The sequence below is a fragment of the Gleimia hominis genome (assembly GCF_002871945.2).
GTDB lineage: Bacteria > Actinomycetota > Actinomycetes > Actinomycetales > Actinomycetaceae > Gleimia > Gleimia hominis_A.
Map to the genome: position 1 here is coordinate 1,243,891 of NZ_CP126963.1, position 19,834 is coordinate 1,263,724.

Annotated in this window: 15 protein-coding genes and 1 tRNA gene; 7 read left to right on the forward strand and 9 right to left on the reverse strand. The window is 56.2% G+C overall.

The genetic code is table 11. The annotated features are described in order from the left end of the window. Positions 1 to 152: 152 nt before the first annotated feature. From CJ187_RS05500 to CJ187_RS05530, 7 genes are all read right to left on the reverse strand, one after another. Positions 153 to 1,712, reverse strand: a complete 1,560-nt coding sequence (locus tag CJ187_RS05500) for an HtaA domain-containing protein (RefSeq protein WP_158237737.1) — start codon at positions 1,710 to 1,712, stop codon at positions 153 to 155. A 1,281-nt stretch (positions 1,713 to 2,993) separates the two neighbouring features. Further along, positions 2,994 to 3,740 carry an ABC transporter permease gene (locus CJ187_RS05505; protein WP_102216640.1) on the reverse strand — a complete coding sequence of 249 codons (747 nt, stop codon included), beginning with the start codon at positions 3,738 to 3,740 and terminating at the stop codon, positions 2,994 to 2,996. Between the two features lie 3 nt (positions 3,741 to 3,743). Continuing rightward, positions 3,744 to 4,457 carry a metal ABC transporter ATP-binding protein gene (locus CJ187_RS05510; protein ID WP_102216641.1) on the reverse strand — a complete coding sequence of 238 codons (714 nt, stop codon included), beginning with the start codon at positions 4,455 to 4,457 and terminating at the stop codon, positions 3,744 to 3,746. A 1,236-nt stretch (positions 4,458 to 5,693) separates the two neighbouring features. Next, positions 5,694 to 5,766 (reverse strand) — tRNA-Ala (locus CJ187_RS05515). A 98-nt stretch (positions 5,767 to 5,864) separates the two neighbouring features. Continuing rightward, positions 5,865 to 6,932 (reverse strand): hypothetical protein, encoded by a 1,068-nt coding sequence (locus CJ187_RS05520; protein WP_102216643.1) that lies wholly within the window; start codon positions 6,930 to 6,932, stop codon positions 5,865 to 5,867. Positions 6,933 to 6,987: 55 nt separating this feature from the next. Continuing rightward, complete coding sequence (locus CJ187_RS05525) at positions 6,988 to 7,686, reverse strand: GNAT family N-acetyltransferase (protein ID WP_102216644.1); 699 nt, start codon at positions 7,684 to 7,686, stop codon at positions 6,988 to 6,990. 2 nt (positions 7,687 to 7,688) lie between these two features. Next, on the reverse strand, positions 7,689 to 8,900 hold the full coding sequence (locus CJ187_RS05530) for a molybdopterin molybdotransferase MoeA (RefSeq protein ID WP_102216645.1): 1,212 nt from the start codon (positions 8,898 to 8,900) through the stop codon (positions 7,689 to 7,691). Positions 8,901 to 9,113: 213 nt separating this feature from the next. On the opposite strand from CJ187_RS05530, the gene CJ187_RS05535 reads away from it, so the two are divergent. Next, positions 9,114 to 9,716 carry a 5-formyltetrahydrofolate cyclo-ligase gene (locus CJ187_RS05535; protein ID WP_102216646.1) on the forward strand — a complete coding sequence of 201 codons (603 nt, stop codon included), beginning with the start codon at positions 9,114 to 9,116 and terminating at the stop codon, positions 9,714 to 9,716. Positions 9,717 to 9,797: 81 nt separating this feature from the next. Continuing rightward, positions 9,798 to 10,313, forward strand: a complete 516-nt coding sequence (gene mscL / locus CJ187_RS05540; protein WP_350223575.1) for a large conductance mechanosensitive channel protein MscL — start codon at positions 9,798 to 9,800, stop codon at positions 10,311 to 10,313. On the opposite strand, the gene CJ187_RS05545 is transcribed toward mscL, so the two are convergent. After that, on the reverse strand, positions 10,310 to 10,510 hold the full coding sequence (locus tag CJ187_RS05545) for a hypothetical protein (RefSeq protein ID WP_102216647.1): 201 nt from the start codon (positions 10,508 to 10,510) through the stop codon (positions 10,310 to 10,312). The two genes, mscL and CJ187_RS05545, sit on opposite strands and share 4 nt — an antisense overlap. Continuing rightward, positions 10,503 to 14,924: a prevent-host-death family protein gene (locus tag CJ187_RS05550; RefSeq protein WP_146003096.1), complete on the reverse strand. Its 4,422-nt coding sequence runs from the start codon at positions 14,922 to 14,924 to the stop codon at positions 10,503 to 10,505. Before CJ187_RS05550 ends, CJ187_RS05545 begins: the two co-directional genes overlap by 8 nt. 99 nt (positions 14,925 to 15,023) lie before the next feature. Between CJ187_RS05550 and CJ187_RS05555 the strand changes: the two genes are divergently transcribed. The 5 genes from CJ187_RS05555 (at position 15,024) to CJ187_RS05575 (ending at position 19,682) form a co-directional block, all read left to right on the forward strand. Continuing rightward, positions 15,024 to 15,824, forward strand: a complete 801-nt coding sequence (locus CJ187_RS05555) for a hypothetical protein (RefSeq protein ID WP_102216649.1) — start codon at positions 15,024 to 15,026, stop codon at positions 15,822 to 15,824. Between the two features lie 220 nt (positions 15,825 to 16,044). Next, positions 16,045 to 16,527, forward strand: coding sequence for a cytochrome c nitrite reductase small subunit (gene nrfH / locus CJ187_RS05560; RefSeq protein ID WP_102216650.1), 483 nt, complete (start codon positions 16,045 to 16,047; stop codon positions 16,525 to 16,527). Between the two features lie 8 nt (positions 16,528 to 16,535). Further along, on the forward strand, positions 16,536 to 17,990 hold the full coding sequence (locus tag CJ187_RS05565; RefSeq protein ID WP_199171090.1) for an ammonia-forming cytochrome c nitrite reductase subunit c552: 1,455 nt from the start codon (positions 16,536 to 16,538) through the stop codon (positions 17,988 to 17,990). Next, positions 17,980 to 18,990: a tetratricopeptide repeat protein gene (locus CJ187_RS05570; RefSeq protein WP_102216651.1), complete on the forward strand. Its 1,011-nt coding sequence runs from the start codon at positions 17,980 to 17,982 to the stop codon at positions 18,988 to 18,990. The genes CJ187_RS05565 and CJ187_RS05570 overlap by 11 nt, the downstream gene beginning before the upstream one ends. Next, a complete protein-coding gene (locus CJ187_RS05575; protein ID WP_102216652.1) occupies positions 18,987 to 19,682 on the forward strand; it encodes a cytochrome c biogenesis CcdA family protein in 696 nt (231 codons plus the stop codon). Before CJ187_RS05570 ends, CJ187_RS05575 begins: the two co-directional genes overlap by 4 nt. Positions 19,683 to 19,834: the final 152 nt, after the last annotated feature.

Consider the following 19,834-nt stretch of genomic DNA (forward strand, 5'->3'; position numbering starts at 1 on the left):
TTGGGGGCGGAGGTTCCCCTCCGCCCCCTGTCGGTGTCGCAGCCAGTTCCGTGTGGTCGGTGGTCAGTTTGGAATCTGGCTTGCGTTCCGGTTTTTTGATACCTGGTTGGTACCTGCAGGGTTACCTAGCAGGTATTAACCAGGTGCTTGGGTTAGGCGCGGCGGTAGCGTAGCGCTAGTGCGCCTGCTCCAATTACCGCTAGGAGGATGCTCGTGTACACGAGGCTCATGTTGTCCGCACCCGTTGCAGCCAACCCACCTGCCTGCTGGCCGTCAGCTACGCGGTTGCCGTACGCGTCGTATTCAATGAGCTCTCCAGTTTCGGGGTCACACGCGGAAGCGGGCGTGGTCGATACGGTAAGTGAGAAATTATCCATCTTCTCTCCCACTTCGTAGAAGCCGGCGAATCCAGCAGCTCCCTTTGCCGTCAGGTTCACTGAGGAAGCTGACACGCTCAACTGATTCCCACTTGCTGTAACGTTCGAAAGTGCTACGTTTGCGAAGTGGATCCGCCCGTAGTTCACAACTTTGCCGTCCATTCCCGCTGAACTGATGTTGAGGTAGATGGCACCGCTGTTGCCGTTAATCTGTACCGATGGATTTGAGATCGTGGTGTTCAAGATACCTTTGTGGCCCGTAAAGTGCACGGTGCCTTTAAAGTGGAGGGTGCCTTGCTTTTTGGCTTTGTCATACAGGCCGCCGCCCGTTTGGAATCCGAATGCGGAACCAGACCAGGTAGCGCCGTTGCTTAGGTCCCAACCACCTTTAGCGATAGAACCACGAATGTAAGACGTGAAGGAGGAACGCAGTGGCCAACTCATGCTCCCAGCCGTTACCCGCACTCGATTCCCATCAACCTTGCATTCTTTTTTCTCGGATCCTTTGGAGGTGTTTTGCTTAGCTGGTTTCTTGTTCGGCGTGGAAGGAGATGGCTTATCCTGCTTAGGTTTCTCAGTGGAAGTGTTACCGGGTTTTTCGGTGGTATTGTTGCCGGGCTTTTCCTCGGAGTTGTTGTTTGCCCCTGGCTCCTCAGTTGGTTTCGGCTCCTCAGGATCGTCTTTCCCAGGATTGTTTGCACCCGGGTTTTCTGGTTCCGGCGTTTCTTCAGCTTCCTTATTTTGCTGCAGGGTCACGGCGATTTCCGCCATGTCTTTACCGGCTTCGTAGAACCCCCCGAAGGCTGCAACCCCAGATTCTAGTAGCGTAGCCGGTTTACTCTTGAGCGTAATCTGATTACCTTCAGTGTTAACGTCAATTTGAGGGATGCTCGCGATGTCTACGCGTTTGTAGTCAACCATTTCCCCCTTGGTGGTTGTGTCTACGAACTTGCGGGATTTCACCTCAGCGGAAAGCACACCACTTTGCGTGCCGCCAGTTGCTTTATCGCCGCCAGTTAGTTTGATGGTTGGGTTCGCGATGGTCATTTCTAGGATCCCACCGTGCCCAGTCATCTGGACTGTACCGTGGAATCTGATTTCGCCAGCCGGCTTCGTAATATCAAGTTCTTGCCCATCTTCAACTTTGAAGTTGAAGTTATTAATCTTACCGTCGCTGCCTTTAAGCGCGGAGGCACCGTCGGAAACCTCAACCTTGCCGCGGGCAATGGGGCCCTGAATGTATTTCAGGAAACTGTCACGCACAGCCCAGTTGAGGTCGCCCGTTACGGTCTTCTTATCTGAGGCTGCACGCTCCTGCGCACTGCTTGTCGTCACAACTGCTCCGCCATTAGATGCAGCTGTGTTTACCGCGTATGCGGGCAACACTCCCATGCTGGTCACAAGGGCTGCTAACGCGATAATGGAAGAGCTTTTCCGCGTTAAACTCCGTCTGGTTGACACGTTTACTGTTTCCTTTCAGTTATTGAAATGCCTAAGTGCACGAAAGTCCGTTCAAGACGTGCCTACATAAGCGAGTTACCTGAATAAACGCGTGGATTCTAAGGTCGATTCCATTTCACATATATTCAGGTAAGCCTTGCCTAATTTAACACAAGAATGCCCGCTGTGTTAACCCCCCATCTCACCCATCCCCCAGCACAAGCGCGCCAATTCGTAATTGGTACCTGTTAAGACCATGCGGTAATTGACTCCTTGCTTGCCACACTGATTGTCGAGGTCTGCTAGCGACAACTACACAATGGCGCCATTAATACCAAGAACCCGACCACGGAATAATTCAGCCTCGACACAGGCGCCTTCTCATGATCCACTCAAACACCAAACGCATCATTTACCTCACGACAGTTACACCCACCTGTGCCCAAACACGAAGAGCCGGAGTGCTTCCCCGTGCAAACGCACTACCCGCTAGAACGCACTCCGGGGCAAAGACATCACAGCATCAGATTCAATTACCACTTCCGGGTAACCACCACTTCAGCAGGTTACGACGTTGATTGGCTGGACGCCCCTGATGAAATATTTCCGTCTGGCTACCGGACAAAAGCTCTCAGATGTACAAACAGCCTAGAGCCATCGTTTGCTGTAAACACGATACGCGCAGAGATCAAACATTTGTTTCGAGCAATTCTTTCTGGGAGAAAATGACCTAGCGCATCACGGGCGAAACTTTGTCTTGGAACAGTGCAACCGCGAATAGAATACCATCATAATGACGCAAATAACGACCTGAACGTAAACAGCCACCGCTACGCGCGCTTTCAATAGTAGGCTCGATTCCGCAACTTTGGCAACGTCAGTTAACAGTTAGTTACAACTCTTCAACCCTACGGCATAACTCACCATCAATGTCCCTTGTAAACTAATCCACGCGCTTTACTTATCCCTAATTACGAAAGCAGAATATGGGCTTACTGCAGGTTCACCTCAGCAACTACCAATCCTGCCGCAGGTGGCACAACCGTTTCCTCCAAAACAACCGACACACTGCCGCATTGACCTGAGTAACTCAGTAGCCAGTATCTCGTAGAATATTTATAGACGTATTCTTGAACAGCAATTCGACTACATGCACAACTGCCCGAATAATTTTCGTTATCTTTCTGTGCTAACTCGATCGGCTCTTTGCAAAGCAAAAGTTCCAATCAAAAAGCACACAAGCGCCCAGACAATTGCAAATATAAGGGTATTAGTGTCTGCATCGCGCACCCACTGAACGTGGTATGTAAGCGGATTAATCTGCGCTATATAAACCAAATACTCAGGCGCAGAGTCCAATGTGTAAAACAAAGGTGCGGAAAGGACAATCGGTAAGGATGTCAGCGTGGATATCATGTCCCTCGTCGAATAGCTATCAACCAGTGCGCCTATGGCTGCTCCTATTCCGGACCACCCTCCGACAATGAAAAATGCGATCCCCACGCTCCTCAGCGTCATTATGAATGAGTTTCCTGAGACATTCACGCTGTCTGTCACGCCCCAGGCCAGCATTAGAATTGCCACTTGCACCGAAAACACTAATTCGCTCACAGTAATTATCGTCAGGAGATACGCCTTTGGGCTCCCTCCCTGCATATTGAATATCGCATACACGCCCCATTTTCTGTCATTTGAGACGTCGGACACAGTAAAGGTGAATGTCCTAAACGCTAGTAAACAAAAAATCCCTGTTAATGCGTACAAAGCATAGTCTGCAAACAGCACATTCGAAACCATGCCAGAAATACCAGCTACTAAGAACACGAAATATGCCACAGGCTCTACGAGCCTACTCAAGTAAACGCTACGCCAATTCCATAATGAAGCAAGGTGGTATTTCGTCAGGATAACTGATCTAACCATTACTTAACCTCTATCCTCTACGCAGGCTTTAAACGCGTCCCAGAGATCATTACTATTCGGTGCATATTCCATAAACCTGACCGCTTCGCTATCTTTAATTACTCGCCCATGGTTAAGCGCAATTACTCTGGTGCAATAGTTTGCGAACTTTGACGTCTCATGGGTGCTCACCAACGCTGTCATACCCTGCGAAGTTTGCGATTTCAAGTATTCGAACACCGCATCTATCGCAGACGGATCCAGCCCCGTAGTCGGCTCATCCAAAATCATTAACTTAGGGTTGCCGATAATGGCTCGAGCGATCTGTGTTCTGCGAAGCTCACCGCCCGATAGGGTCTCTGCAGTCCGGTCTAGATATCCCTTCAGTCCCAGCAGAGAAGCCACTTGTTCAACTTGATCAGTCAACCGAAAAGTAGCAGTTCTCAACTGAAAACCCATAGCAATATTTTGACGAACAGTTAAAGACCAATCGATGATCTCACGCTGTGGACACCACCCAATTTGAGTGTTATCAACGTACGTTTTGAGCACGCCCTTAGTTGGCTTGATTAAACCACCTAGAATGTCAAACAATGTCGACTTACCTGCACCGTTTGGGCCTATTACCGCAACCAGCTCACCTTCAGAAAAATCACCATCAAAGTTCTCTAACGCATACGGGCTGCTCCTGTTATAAGTCTTAAAAAGGTCCGATGCAGAAAGCAAGAGTTTACTCATGGTCTATCACCTCAGCAATCCGTTCTATTGTGAGATTTGCGGTGGAAAACACCTGGGCAGCCAAAGGATTAGGATAAAACTCTGTTGGTCCGCCGTACCATGGGATATTAAGGTGAGCATACGGCTCCCCGTCCAATTTTGGGGTTTTTATTAAGACCACAGACTCGGTTATTCTAGTAGGCACTTTGGATACGCTTCTCAAGATATCTTCCGGTTTAACCAGCAAGACAGGACCTGTTTCTGTGGACCATGTGTACCGAGTATCAAGGTTCTTGGAAAGTACAATTCGTTCACTCTTGATTCTTTCCTCGCCTCGCAATCCGATTGGAGCGTGGTATGGAACACACGTTCCCATTTCTCGATTTATCATGACCAAACTATCCGTCAGTAGGGACCATCCCAAATTATCAACCATGAAGCGCATCAAAGAGGTCTTACCTACATAATTTTCGCCCAGAATCAGAACACTTCTGTCGCCCTTTACGACCACAGCTCCAGAATAAGCCGCAATCAACGAAGTGAACTGTCTATCAACAAAAGGCGGGATATAAGACGGCGATGGGTCCCAGTCGCGAAACATAACTTTCTTCGTAAAACCAGATGATAGATTCTCATAGATCCAATATTTTTCGGCTCCATCATTGGCTAGGAATGAGTAAAAAAATGACTCGTTTTTATCGTGATGCCGAAGAGCGACCACAGCATTAGGAGCCCGTTGATACGACGTTTCTAGGTGACCATAAAAAAATCAGCATGATCTAAGTCTTGTATACGTACATCAACCTCGACAACAAAATCATTAACTTCGATTTGGAAAGTCTTAGACATCAGATTTCCCTGTCTCTAACCACGATTGAACCGTGTATGTCATCCAATCAAGGCTCTCTATGGGGTCGGGAAAACTTAGCGATAGCGTCCGAGGCCCAAGTTCAACAGATTTTTGGTATTTATCCTTATTGAGCATCAAGGTCCATTTCCATTCAATCAAATCTTGACACTTTTTATACGGCAGGTCGTTAATATGAACTGGATAGCTAAATCCGTACCGCGTGTGAAATCTTCTACTCATTTGCTGTGAAGAAAACCGTGTTTTGAATCTCTTGGCCGTGTTACTTCTAATTCCCAGCGGTCGCGAGAAGGGACACAAAAACTGTTTTCCGTTGACGCGCCGCACCACGACAATATCATCCGTAACAAATGCTCGTAATCTTTGTATACAAATGAGTGTCCTAATTGTGGAGCTAGGGGGATTCGAACCCCCGACCTTCTCATTGCGAACGAGACGCGCTACCAACTGCGCCATAGCCCCTTAAAGCATAAATAATCTTACACTCTCACCACATCAAAAGCACATTCACCCAGTGTGTTTTCCCGCACGCCCAAGAACGTGCTTATCGCAGCGCAAAATCACTGGGCACGGCGCTGCTGTAAAACCTCCTCGAGGTCAAACGCAACCGGCGCGTTCTGCGCAGCCTCATCAGACGAAACCGCATCCGCACCCATCGGTGTTGCAGCAACCGGCCGGGCAGGTACCTTCGCTACAACCTGATCCCCCTCAGACACGACATCGATCTCCCACTGCCTACGCGGTGCCTTCGGAGTCTTCTGGTACAGCGGCGCTGGCACGGGACGTGGCACCCACCCACCGGCGGGCGTCCCCTCAGGCTCAGCCACCTCCTCAGGCAAATCATTCATCTCCGCACGCTCACCACCAGTGTCACCGTGGGAAGCCGTGGGGGTTTGCGAATCGGCCGCAGCATCCGCATCAGCTGACGCCTCCTCAGCCACGGACGCTTCACCAGAGCGCTCAGACGCTTCAGAAACTCGCCTATCAATCCGCGTACGCAAAGAATCCCACCGCCCCTGTTCGCGTTCAATGTTAGAGCGCAAACGCTGCAGCACAGCATCCTCTTCAGAAGCGGCAGATGCGGAACGGCGGTATGCCCACCGTCCCTCCACAACCACGCCGACCAGCATCAAAGAGGGAACAACCACCCATGCGGGCGAAAACGACCCAAATACGGCAGCCACCACAAACGCCACCAGGAGCATCAAAGAAAAGCCCGCCGCAAAAAGACGCCGCTGCCCAGCCGCGTTCTCACGTGCAATCCGTGCCGCACGCGCGGACCGCAACCGCGCCAACTGCCGCGACGTGGCAGGAACCTCACGAGACGTATCACTCAGCCTGCTCATAACACCGACTTCCCTACTCTGCACCCCGAAACCATCACGCTCGCGACCAGCCCGAGGCCACTGGCCGCCCGGGGATGACGCCAACAACCGTGGTTGCTCACGGCGCACCTCCCCGCACACTTGCATTCGGTGAACATTCCAATCCAACACCGTTAACCCCGAAGAGAAACGCGATTCAACCGGTAGATTCACCTTGTATTCACGAGCACGAATCAAGTTAGGCATTGCGTAACCGCCCAGCAGTAGTGCGAACACCACCACCAGCCACCCAACAAAACTCACTCCCCTATAATTACATGCTTGTGATTCGTTTTTTAGTGCCCCCTCGGCGTGTCCTCTAGACGCTCGGGCTCGAACCATACAGCGCAGCCACCAAACCCCCCTCAGGCAACGTCTGCTCATCAATCGCAAAAGAAGCGTGATCACGCCACCGGCCAGCAATGCACATGTAGCGCTCACGCACGCCCTCATACCGCAAACCCAAACGACGCACAAGACCAATTGAAGGTCCGTTCTCGGGGCGAATATTGATCTCTACCCGGTGCACCCCAAGCTCACCAATTAACAAATCAATACACGCGGCCACAACAAACGTGCCAATCCCCTGTCCCGCATACTTCTCTGCCAACCAATACCCCAGCGAAGTGGAACATAACGCGCCCCGCACCATGTCGGACGCCGTCACCAAACCCGCAACTTCCCCATCTACCTCCACCATCATCGGCAGCGTAGTGCCCTCACGCACCTCCCGGTCGCACCGCTCCTGATACTGCGCAAGCGTGGGCAACTGCTCAGTAGATTTTGGTGGCAAACTCGCCTCCCACGGCGACAAGAAACGCCGGTTTTGGGCACGCACATCCTCCAACCGACGATGATCATCACCCAGCGCAGGGCGCAAAACTATCGCCTCAACCCCCAGCGGACCCTTAACGTACCCACGCCCAACCGGATCCTCAAACACCAACAGGCACTGGTTGTACGGCACTCCCCACACGCGTGCCGAACCGTGCGAAAACCAGTGCAACAAACCGCGCATACTCAATCCAAAATCATGCACGCCAACGTGTCGCCCGGCTGCACATCAGTCACATCCTCCGGCACAACCGCGAGCGCATTCGAGTTCGCCAACGCCGACAGCAGCAGGGCCGTCGGTGTGCCCTGCACCGTTGCCCTATAGCCCCCGCGGGGTTCGCCCGACAGGCGGACCCGCACAAACTCGCGCCGCCCTTTAGGTGAATACCAGCCACTATCCACTCGCGCGTGCACAGTGGGGCGGTTCAGCTGACTCCACCCCTGCATAGCCCGCACCGCGGGGCGGACATACACCTCAAACCCCACCTGGGCCGAAACCGGGTCGCCCGGCAAGCAGAAAATCGGGGTGCCATCCCCCACCTTCCCCACGCCGAGCACGTGACCGGGCCACGCCGCCACGGAGTCGAACCGGACGGTGCCGAGCAACCCCAGTACCTCCCGGACGGTGTCCCCGGAACCGTACGAAATCCCCCCGGTCGTCACAATCAGGTCTGCACGCACCAACTGGTCTTCGATTGTTTGCCGCAGCGTAGCGCGCTCATCGGGTACCGCTGCCACCCGGAACGTTTGCGCGCCCGCGTCCGCAACCGCTGTGGCGAGCGCGTGTCCGTTCGCGTCAAACACAGAACCCGGGCGCGCCGGCTGGCCCGGTTCCACGATTTCGTCGCCAATAGAAATGATCACTACGCGCGGCCTGGGGTGCACCAGCACCCGGTTGCGCCCAACCCCTGCGATCAGTGCGATCTGCCGCGATGACACGCGCGTGCCCCGTTTGATCACCACGTCCCCGGCCCGTACATCTTGCGCGCGGGGGCGAATATTCTCCGCTTCCACTACCTCGCGCGTCACCTGCACCTTCGCTTCCCCAAGGTCCGTGTGTTCCAAGGCCACAACCGCGTTCGCTCCCGTTGGAATCGGGGCGCCTGAGGCGATGCGCACCGCCCCGTTTTTAATGGTCGCCATCGGGTCCACATCACCTGCGTGCAGTTCCGCGGTGACGTTCAGTTCGATGGGGTTGTCTGCGCTTGCTCCTTCGAGGTCTCCGGTGCGCACCGCGTAACCGTCACACCCCGCCAGGTCCGCTACCGGCAGATCGAAGGGGGCTTGCACGTCTTCTGCGAGGACGCATCCGATCGCGTCCGCTAAAAGCACTTCCAAAGGTGGTTGCGGCCCCACCGCTTCTTGACAATCGCGGTAAAACCCGGCAACGGTGCGCATCTACAGCTCCAGTTCCTCTTCTGTTCCCTACCTATGGTGCAACTTTGCTGGGTAACCGCGTATAGCTGCCCTGCAAATCTAGTTGCTGTGGTTTCACCTGTGGGCAGCGTGGATTCTTTAGTACTGCGCGCAGTGAAACTAACGCTTCAAGTACGTTAGTTTACCATTGTGTGCCCGCCAGTTCGCAGTTCATCCACGTGGGATAATGAGGTCATGGAACCCACTAAACGCGCGTGGCGAAACCAGATGCGGGGGCTGCACGCAGCGCACCTAGGCGAGCAGCGCGACGTGTCGAAGATGCTGCTCGACTGCTTGACTCACTGCGTTGAGCGCCTTCGCCAGTTAGTTATTTTTCGGCCGTTAAAGCACGAGGCCACTTTTTTTATTGCCCTTGAGGCCTGGCACGCCGCCCACGTGAGCCTTTACGAACCCGTGGTTTGGCAAGCGCAAGGGCGGAAGATTGCGGAACTGCCGGTGGGTTTTAAACCCGTTGATGCCGCACTCGAACACGCGGGTACCGAGTTATGTGTTACGCCGAATGCGTCGGCCGAAGGTCTGGGCGGCGCCCCGCGAGTGGACGCCGTGTTGCTGCCCGCGCTCGCGGTTGACCGTACCGGCACCCGCCTGGGACAAGGTGGTGGCTGGTACGACCGTGCCCTGCTGGGGCTGATCAGTCGAAACCCCGAGGTACCTTTAATTGGGTGCGTGCCCTCTTACGCGCTCTTGCCCGCACACACGCTTTTACGCGAAGCCCACGACATCCCCCTCACGCACTTCGTAACCCCATTCGAGTGGGGTGCAGTAAAAGACAACTGATACAGTCCCGCAGGCACATTGCCGCCCAGCCGCACAGCCCCCGCGGGGCGCATGGCGGCAGGTAAACTAGCACCCGGACGAATGTTAGTTCCAAGAATGATGGATGCGCTGGAGGTTAAGTTGTTTAAAGGTTTCAAAGAGTTCATTTCCCGTGGGAATGCAATCGATCTGGCGGTCGGCGTGGTTATCGGCGCAGCGTTCTCCGCGATTGTGAACGCGCTGGTGGAGAAGTTCATCAACCCCCTCATCGGTGGATTAATTGGTAAACCAAACTTCGATAACTTTTTGGAGTTCCACATCGGTGACGCGGTCGTCCTGCCGGGCGCGATTTTGACGGCGCTCGTGAACTTCCTGATTATCGCGTTTGCCCTCTACCTGTTCATTGTGCTGCCTATGAACAAGTGGAATGAACACGCGAAAGCCCGTAAAGATGCGCAAGAAGACCCTGTGGAAGAAACTCCGGATGCGGACATTGCTTTGCTAACCGAGATTCGGGACCTGCTGAAAGAAAACGCGGTCCACGCAAACCAGACGCACCCGCGGGCCCGAGGAAAACACAGCGCCGAACCGGTGGCTGACGCGCGCACCCGCGACTAGTGCACCTGCCAGTGGGGTGGAACGTCCGCGAGAATCTGCTTATCTCGCGGCGTTAACCCCGCCTCGCGCTGCACCTCATGGGATACGCGGGTGGGCCGAATCTGTTCCCAAGATGGAGTCCGTCCCTGCGCAAGTGCCTGCTCATCAACTTTAGATAACTGCACGACGCGGCGGCGTTTCTTACCGCTTTTAGTCATCTGAATCCCACGCAGAATCTGCGCTCGGGTCCGTTCCCTGCAGCTCGTCGTTATCCACGGCCTCATCCAACGCGTCTTCTGACTGCGCGCTAAGCCACTCTGAATCCGAAAGCGCCTCAAACTCCAACATGGGTTCCTCCGGCGGCTCCACAGGTGTTTGCGCTTCAGAAGAACCTTTCGAAGTTCCGGCTGCTTCCTCAGCCCGCGCGTCTTCGGGCGCCGTCGGGGTCGACTCGGAAGCCGGCACCTGCGGGTTCAGTTCAGATTCAACTGACTGTGCGTTACCCACTGGCTCACTCGCCTGCCCCTGTTCCAAATCACCTTTATTACCACCGGGGTTCGTGCGCATAACCACGTTCGTGAGCACCGCAGTGATTGGCGCGCCCCGCCGCGTAAGCCCAATTGCGGAGGTGAGTTCCTCCACCATTTGCGCGGTTGTGCGCCGCTTACCATCGGAACGCACCCAACGGGCCACGTCATCTAACTGGTCGTCGCTGTAGGCCGCTAACGGTAATCCGCGCGCCACTTTCAGTTCTTGCTCCCGACCCCGATTCGGTGCTTCCCACACGTGTTCCCCACCGTGGATCTGCGCATCCGCCTTCATGCGCACCCGCCGCATGGCCGCCGTTTCCATGCCCGGTTCCACCAGTTCCTCATCGTCATCATCAACCACAATGGGTTCTGGCACCTGCGAATACGCGTCTGACTCGGCGTTCGAACCCGGCGCGTCCGCCGCCGCATCCACATCCGTGCCCACGCGGCGTTCCAGCGCGTCCATCACCATGTTCAAAATCGTGTCCGCCTCTTTTTGAGGGTCAATGAACACCACCATCGCTAACTCGGTGCGCACAGACCACCCGTACTCCTCAAGCAGTGCAGGCCAGAACCGGTCGCGGCGACGCAGCGAAGGCTCGTTCACATAATGCGCGTCGTCGGTCAGTACCGCCACCAGTAACTCCCCTGGTAACTGCGGGTGGCCAAGCGCAAGCGGAATCCGGAAGCTCCCTTCCACACCCAAGTTTGGAATCACCGTGACCCCCACGTTGTACAACCGGTCAGCCAGATCAATCAGCAACTGATCGGGCGCCGCCTGCGTGGTTGGCCAATCCGTGTTCTGCACCTGAGTGCCCTGCGCCATACTTAACAGGTCCAGCAGCATGCGCGGTCCGTCACTGCCGAACCGGTCGCGGTCAAAGTCCTCCGGATGTACCGCGGACACGATGTGCAGTTTCTCCCCCGCGGCCATCAGAACGCGGGCGAGCAACTCCAGTCCCTCAGAAGAAGAAATCCGCCCAAAATTGTGTAGTACGCGCCCGTGAGGGGTTTTGGCGAACCCAACCGACAAAATCACGCGGTCGCGCCGCACTCCCGTGGCGTCTTCCGGGGTGATCACGCAAAATGGTTCCGGATTCGACTGGTCAAAGAAGGTCGCTAACGCCGGGGAAGTCTGTACGGTGTCCATAACCGCCGCGCGCACCCGGTCGGCATGCACACTAGAAAGTGTGGCGACGGCCAAAGACTCCTCTGGATGCATTAACGCGTGCTCCACCACCAGGTCAACCACTGCATCCACTTCTTCTTTCGAAGACTCCACGGCGGTCGCGCCAGGTGCCGGCATTCCCCGCCCATCCACGAACGTGATCGACAGGGCCGACCCGGCGCGTGGCACCGGCACCATTGCCCCCGCGTTAGGCACGCTGTAGGCCCCCAGTAGTTTCGCCACGTGCTCGTTCACGTGCTGCGGACGCGGATACACTTGCGTGCGCGCTAACAGTGGTTGCAGCGCTTCAACGGATTCAGACTGCGCCCCGCCGGCCACCACAACCACCAGCTGTTTAGCCCGCGCCACAATCGGCACCAGTTCCGCTACCGGAAGTTTCTCTACCGCGTCGATCACCACCAGGTCCAACGGCTCGTCCAAATCAGTTACGAGCGGCACCAGCACCGGTGTGGTAATCAAAATTGGGAACAGGTCGCGCACCAGTTCTAGCTCGCGGAACTGGTCCACCGCCGGCATAGTCAGCGCCCCCGCTGCCAGCTCCTCACGCAACTGCGCGTCCTGGTTCGCCCAGCGTGCCATCGCCCGGCCCCGCTGCTTTTGGATCGCGTCGGAGGTCTCTACCGCGAGCGACTTCACCTGCGCTTCATCCAATGCTCGGAACTGCTCAATCCACTGCGTTAGTTTGGACGGGTCGAACCCGCCGAGCGAAGATTCCGCGGCGAGCATCACCCCGAGCGCAGACGCCCACCAAGCCAAGTCCAGTTCTTTTTCCACCATCGAGTCGGGTACTTTGCGGGCCCTCAGGTCTTTCACGAGCGCGTCCAACCCCAAGTTGTGCAAGGTCTTGAGGGTGCGGATCCTCTCCGGCAGTGCGCTCGCTCCCGCGCGATCGCGGTTCAGACTGTCGAGCAGCAGGGAGAGTTCGTTTATGTCCATCTGCGTTAGGTCACCGTACGCGCTGCCGAGGTAAGGGCTGAGTTTCTCCAGTTGCCCCCGCACCGTTTGCGCGTGTTCATTCATTTGGGTTAGGCCGGTGGGCAGTTTTGGCCATCCCCCAGCTTCGCAGTATCGGCGCCACACGTCGCGCTGTTTTTGCACTTTGCGTAGTTCTTCGTGCAGGTCTTCAACGTAGCGGCCGGGGCGCAGCAAGTCTTTGGCTTGTTTGGTGAGGCGTTTACGCAGTGAGCGTTTCATCTCTACCCCGTTTTCGCGCCGCCAGTTTCTTGAGGCCGTTGCGATCACCATGTCTGCAACTGAGGATTCGAAGATCGCGGGTTGGAACACGTCGAGGCAATCGCGGACCCCATCTAGCATGTCCAGTTGCTCTTCCCACTGCGCAACCGTGGTGGCGGGCAGCAGACCGGTTTGCCCCGCGGCTGCGGACATGTTGACCCGCAGGTCCGGCAGGAGTTCGCGCGACAGGTACGCCACGCTATCGACTACGGGCCTCACCTGTTCTGGCGAAGAGATGATGATCCCAAACCACGGGTCTGAATCACCGTTGGTGAAGATACGTTGGCGCGTGGCGTCAATCAACGCTTCTTTAGCGGTTTCCGCGCCCCCTTGGGCGAGTTTAGTTAGCACCTGGGCGTTAAATCGTACTTTTGTGCGTGGCCCGGGGCGGGCGCCCGTAAGGTCGGTCAGCACCTGCAGGGCGTCGTAGGCACTGATTCCCCACTGGGGGAATGGTTTATGCAGGTGGTAGGTGTGTGAGGAAAGCCGGTCCCGCACCTGTTTAAGCTGCTCACGGGTGGATTCGATCGCGTTCGCATCCGCGAGCGCCACGTTGCCGGACATGATTTTTCCCAGCGCGGAGGTCATGTGTTCGTCTGCTTCTAAGGTGGCGGTCAAGCGAGCATACGCGTGGTCGAGCCCCGCTTGGTCTAGTTCGTGCATAAGCGCAGTGGAACGCGGTTGGTCACCACTTACGTACATCACGCGTTTACCTGCCTTAGCACCCGCAGCAAGCATCGAGGCAACGACTGGGCTCGCTCCGGTTGTGGACGCGGTTTCTAGCATGAGGTTCACGCCCGCGGCAGCGGCTTCAACTTGGTCTAGGGTTTCTGGCAGCTGGTCACCCACCCCGAGTTCGTGCCACGGGTCGCGGTCGTTCGGGTTCGATTCGGGCAGGGTGCTGGGGATCTGCGCCCGCGCGTGCGCGTCACCCGCCAGTGCTTGCACCAGTGGGGAAGCGCTGATTTGATCCCCTTTAGTTGTTAGTTCTTGTTCGAGCGCGTAGGTGGCGGACAGGAACATGCCGACCACGAGTTCCTCGCGCATTTCAAACCCCGGTAGGCACGCGCCGAGTTGGTTGCGTAGCTGCGCCAGAGCTGGCGTGGGGGTGAAGCCGTGTTCTTGCAGCGTTAGGGCCCTCACTTGCTCGGTGTCGATGTTGCGGCCCACAGCGCGAACCGCGCGCAGCACGGCTGGCGCCACTTCAATCTCCCCGTGCAAAGTTAGGAGTGGTTCTCCCGCCTCGTCTGCGCTCAGCAGCACGGGGTGGAGAAGCAGGGGGCTGGTTTGGGTATCTTCCGCCCCGTTCCACCGCACGGATCCGATTCCCATGTGTAGGGTCGCGCCGCCGTGAATCCGCATTGATTGGGCGATGTCCGCCCGTTGCGCGTGCACGATTCTGACTGCGTTTTCGTACGCTTCTTTTTCTCGCACGAGGGACGACAGGCGGGTGGGGCGCAGACTGTATAGTTGCGCCATCCCTCCCGGGTGTGCGCCCGTGAGGTTCAAGTAGCTCGCGCTGTTCCTTTTTACCTGTGACTGCTGTTCTAGGCTGCGTCGCCACTGCTCTAGGTGATGGCGCATGTCAGCGTGCTTTGCCGCGCCCTCAGGCGGATTGTCCTCGACTTCCTGAGGGGGGTTCGAAACAGGTTTTGAACGCGACGAAAAGAAAGATACCACATGGTTACACTATCGAAACGCGCCCGGGTTTCGCGTGAGGCGCGGCGACGTTCGCCACGGGCGTGCAAACGGGTAATATATGACAGACAGGGAGGGCGGATGTTTTCACGACGGGTTTTTTCTACTGCACTGGCGCTGGCATTATCGTCTACGGTCTCGGTTAGTGCGTGTTCGAACGCGGCGTCACCTAAACCCGTTCCAAGTGATTCAAATACGCCCACCAGTGAGCCGTCTCAACCGGCAACGCAGTCGCATTACGCCACCACGCTGCGGGCTCGGGCCGCGCACGTGGGACAGGCGGACATGAGTGTGGATGCTACGCCGGGCCTGCAGTTCGGAGCGGGAGTGAACGGCCGTTCGGTGCGGCTTTTCAGTGTTATCGACGAGCCAGTATTCAATACCGGTGACGTGATGACTGCGCGGTTCGCACTCTACGACGCGAAGGGGCAAGAACTGTCGCGGGCGGTGCAGACCCAGCGGTTCTGGGATCAAGCAACGGTCATCATGTCCGTGTTGATGAAACTCCCGGAGGACATTGACGCCAGTAGCGCGGACGTGCAGTTCACAGTTGAACCAGATGACAAGCCCGCGCCGTCTATGGACATTGCCGCGCGCCTGGACACGGAAGACACCGACGAGGTTCAGACGACCGGTAGGTTCAAGGTGCGAAACGCGGGCGCATTGGACGCCACCAAAACTCTGGCGAACGTGATTTGTTACAACGAAAAGAACCTGATCGTAGGAGGGGACGTCACGCATCCGGGGGTGATCGCAGCCGGACACAGCCGCACCGTGAAAGCAGAGTTGGTCACCACGGGAACACCAGCCCGCTGCGAGGTGTTCCCCACCGTGTTCCAAACCCTCAGCCGAGAGGATTCGCAAATACGCAAAAATAATTAGCGTAATTAAAGCATGACCCCGCCTACCGCACGTGAGTTGCAGGCGGGATCTTTTTTCCCGTATTTGCTGGTGAAAACGGGTTGCCGAAGGCCTTAAGTCACCCCTTGACACTGTGTCATAAAGTACTCTTGAGGTATCAGGCAACGGCCCGTTACCTGCATTTATCTGGTTACGCACCCGCCTTCACTGGCGGCCGCAATGAAGAGGAGGTCCGGGACTCATGGGTGAGCCCAATCGCTTCAAGCGTTTACTAACGCCTTCATTCATCGTGCAATTTCTAGCTGTATTTGTGATCGGCTCCCTCATCGGCGTTGGTCTGTTCACGTTTGTTTACGCCAAAGGCTACTCGTATTTAACTAACGACCCCAACGCGTGCAACAACTGTCACGCTATGAATCACGAATACGACGGGTGGATTGCTGGTAGTCACGCGAACGTCGCCACATGCGGTGATTGCCACACGCCTCACGACAATCTAGTTCACAAATACTATGTGAAAGCCGAAAACGGGTTCTGGCACGCACTGAAGTTCACCACGGGCTGGTACCCCGAGCACATTCAGGCGCGGGAAGTTAGCCGGCGCATAACTAACGACGCGTGCCTGCACTGCCACGCAGACCTAACGGACGAAATGCATCTGACGGCCGGGAAAGAACAAATCCAATGCACCCACTGCCACGCCGAAGTGGGCCATAAGAGATGAGGAATGCCATGAGCAACACCAACAAGCTACCGCACCGACGGATACTTGTATTATCCGTGGCGATTGTAGTGACCGCACTCATAACTATGAGCATCACCGCGCTCCTCATCAATATTTTGGAGCGCAAGAACGAAGGTTCAGACAAGTTCACTAAAGTGGTGGAGTTAACGGAAGACACCGTGGACCCCGCCGTGTGGGGCCAGAACTTCCCCATCCAGTACGAACAGACTCTGAAAACCAAAGAAATGACGCCCACCGTGTACGGTGGTTCCACAAAAGTTGCGCACAAACCCACTGACAAGGACCCCCGCACGTTCGTGTCGTCCTCCCGGGTCGAAGAAGATCCACGGCTCAAAGTGATGTGGGATGGCTACCCGTTCGCAGTTGACTACCGGCACGCCCGCGGCCACGAGTACATGCTGGAAGATCAGCGTCTGACTCGCCGCGTCACGGAATTTGAACAGCCTGGTGCGTGCTTGAACTGCCACGCCTCTACCCCAACGATCATGCGCAAGCTTGGTGACGGGGACGTGAATAAGGGCTTCGCGAAAATGAACAAGATGCCCTACAACGAAGTGACGAAACTAGCTGAACACCCCGTGAGCTGCTTGGACTGCCACGATCCTAAGACCATGAACCTGCGGGTCACCCGCCCGGCGTTCATTAACGGAATCAAGGCCCTCAAGGCTGGCGAAGGGGTTAAAGACTACGATCCGAACCGGGACGCGACCCGCCAAGAGATGCGCTCGTTCGTGTGCGGCCAGTGCCACGTGGAGTACTACTTTAAAGGGAAAGAAGAAAAGACCCTCACCTTCCCGTGGAATAACGGTTTGAACATTGACGACATCTGGCAATACTACAAGGAGAACCCACACGTAGACTTCGTTCACGCTGGGACGGGCGCGAAGATCCTCAAGGCCCAACACCCCGAGTTCGACATTTGGTCCAACTCAATCCACGCGGACAATGGGGTAAGCTGTTCGGACTGCCACATGCCGTACGAACGCAATGGGGCGAAGAAGACTTCTAACCACCAGTTGCAAAGCCCGCTGCTGAACATCAATGCTTCTTGCATGACTTGCCACAAGTCGACAGAAGAAGAGATGAAGAACCGCGTGGTGAACATTCAAGACCGGTTCATCCACTCGCGCGACCAGGCGTTCGACTCCCTCACCCAGTTTGTTCACAAGCTGGAGGCCGCCATCAAGGATGGCACCGCTACACAGGAGCAGATTGAGCAGGCCCGCGAATACCAGAACAAAGCGAGCTTCTACCTCGACTACGTGTACTCAGAAAACTCCTACGGGTTCCACGCCCCCGCCTACATCCACCGGATCATTCAAGATTCCCTGGATGCGTCCCGCAAGGGCATGCTGGTGCTAGACGGTGCGAAACCAGACCAGTTGGGCCCGTCCGACATTACGAACAACAACACGAAAGAAATCAAACAGCGTGGGCACTAAGCACTATGCACAGCGCGGAGCCGGGGAAGGTAACCACAACCCCGGCTCCGGCCATCCGAACTACGCGCACGAACTCGTCGACTTCCTAAACACCGCCCCCGAGCATTTACAGCCTTGGGTGGACGCGCACCTCGAAGCCATCAAATCCGGAACCGACCCCGCGCTGCAAACGCTACAGACCGCAACCGAATCGGGGCAACAGACCGAACTGGCGCAGGCGACCGGATCGGACGCTCCCGATGGGCAGGATGCAGCGCAAACGGTGCCACAGCCTCAGGACCCAAAGGGTAAGAACACGGACCCGAACCCCAAGGACGATACGCACCCGCAAGAGGCCGCGTACGTCGTTACGGGCAGTGGGGCAGATCAGGAGGCGGCGCTCGCGGAACTGGGTGAGGACGAGGAAGATGCGCAGCCGCAGATTTCCACGCCTCATTCACGGCCCGCAAGGCGAATGCCGACGCGCTCTCCCCTGTCGAAAGGTGCGCGTTTAACAGTGGGAACCCTACTGATCCTTGCGGTCGTGGGGGGTGTTTACTGGCTGGGAACCACGCATGGGAAGCAGTCGTTCGAAGCTGCCCACGGGAACATGACGAGCCAAATGGAACAAGATTCCGCGCAGCTGTTTGAAAACATCCAGGAGTTGGAACGCAAGAAAGCCGCTGACCCAGACAACGTCGAGATCTTGAACCAGTTGGGCATCAGCTACCTAGATGCGAAAGATGTGTCCTCCGCACAAGACAACTTAGAACGCGCTCTGCAGCTGGAACCGAAGAACACGACGGTGCTGTACAACCTCGGGTTCCTCTACATGTCTTCCACTCCGCAGCAGCTCGATCGAGCCCGCGAAGTGTGGCAAAAAGTAGTTGAACTAGACCCCAAGTCTGATAAAGCAAAGACCATTCAAAACCACTTGCCTATGCTTGAAAAAGCGCAGCAAGAAGCACAGAAGAAGCAAGAAAAGGAACCATCTGCCCCAGCAGAAACGAAAGACCAATGACCTCTCCCGTCACCCTCCCCATCGCCCTGCTCGCCGGATTACTGGCGTTCGCCTCCCCGTGCTTCCTTCCAGTCGTACCTGTTTTCGCAGCCTACGTGGCGGGCACTGAGCAGCAGCGAACCCGCACGGCCCTGAAGCAGGCGGTGGTGTTCACACTCGCGTTTTCCGCAGTGTTTATTGGGTTTTGGCTCATTGTGGGAGCAGCCGGCAGTTTAATCGCCCAGTACAAAGACCTAATCCGGATCCTCGCCGGCATCCTTGTCGTCATTATGGGCACCATAATCGGCGGTTTTATCCGCATTCCCGCGCTGTCACAAACCCGCCGCGCCACCGTGAACCTCGACCCCGACGAAGCTCCCACACTGCGCCGCTCCACACTCTTAGGGCTCGCGTTCGGCGCGGGGTGGACGCCGTGCATCTCCCCGGTGCTGGGGTCGATCATCATGCTCGCATCCTCCAGCGAATCCATGTGGAAGGGCACGCTTTTGATGGTGGTTTTCTGCCTGGGCCTTGGAATCCCCTTCATCCTCGTCGCCACCGGCGTGGGGTGGATGAGTGATCAACTCGCGTTCATGCGCCGGCACCAACGGGGAATCCAACTGACCTCAGCGGTATTACTGATCGTCACCGGAATCCTCATTATCCTCGACTTTTTCACTAAACTATCCGCATTCATTCCGACTCTGGGGTAGGTGCAAACTGAACCAAACCAACGCTTAAACAAACCGACCCCGCAAGGTAACCAGCCAGATCCTACCGACGAGGCACTCGGGCTAACCGGCCGGGGCAGCAAAACAGGATTCCCCGAAAATACAGGCCACGTGCAAGACAAAAAACGCAAGAC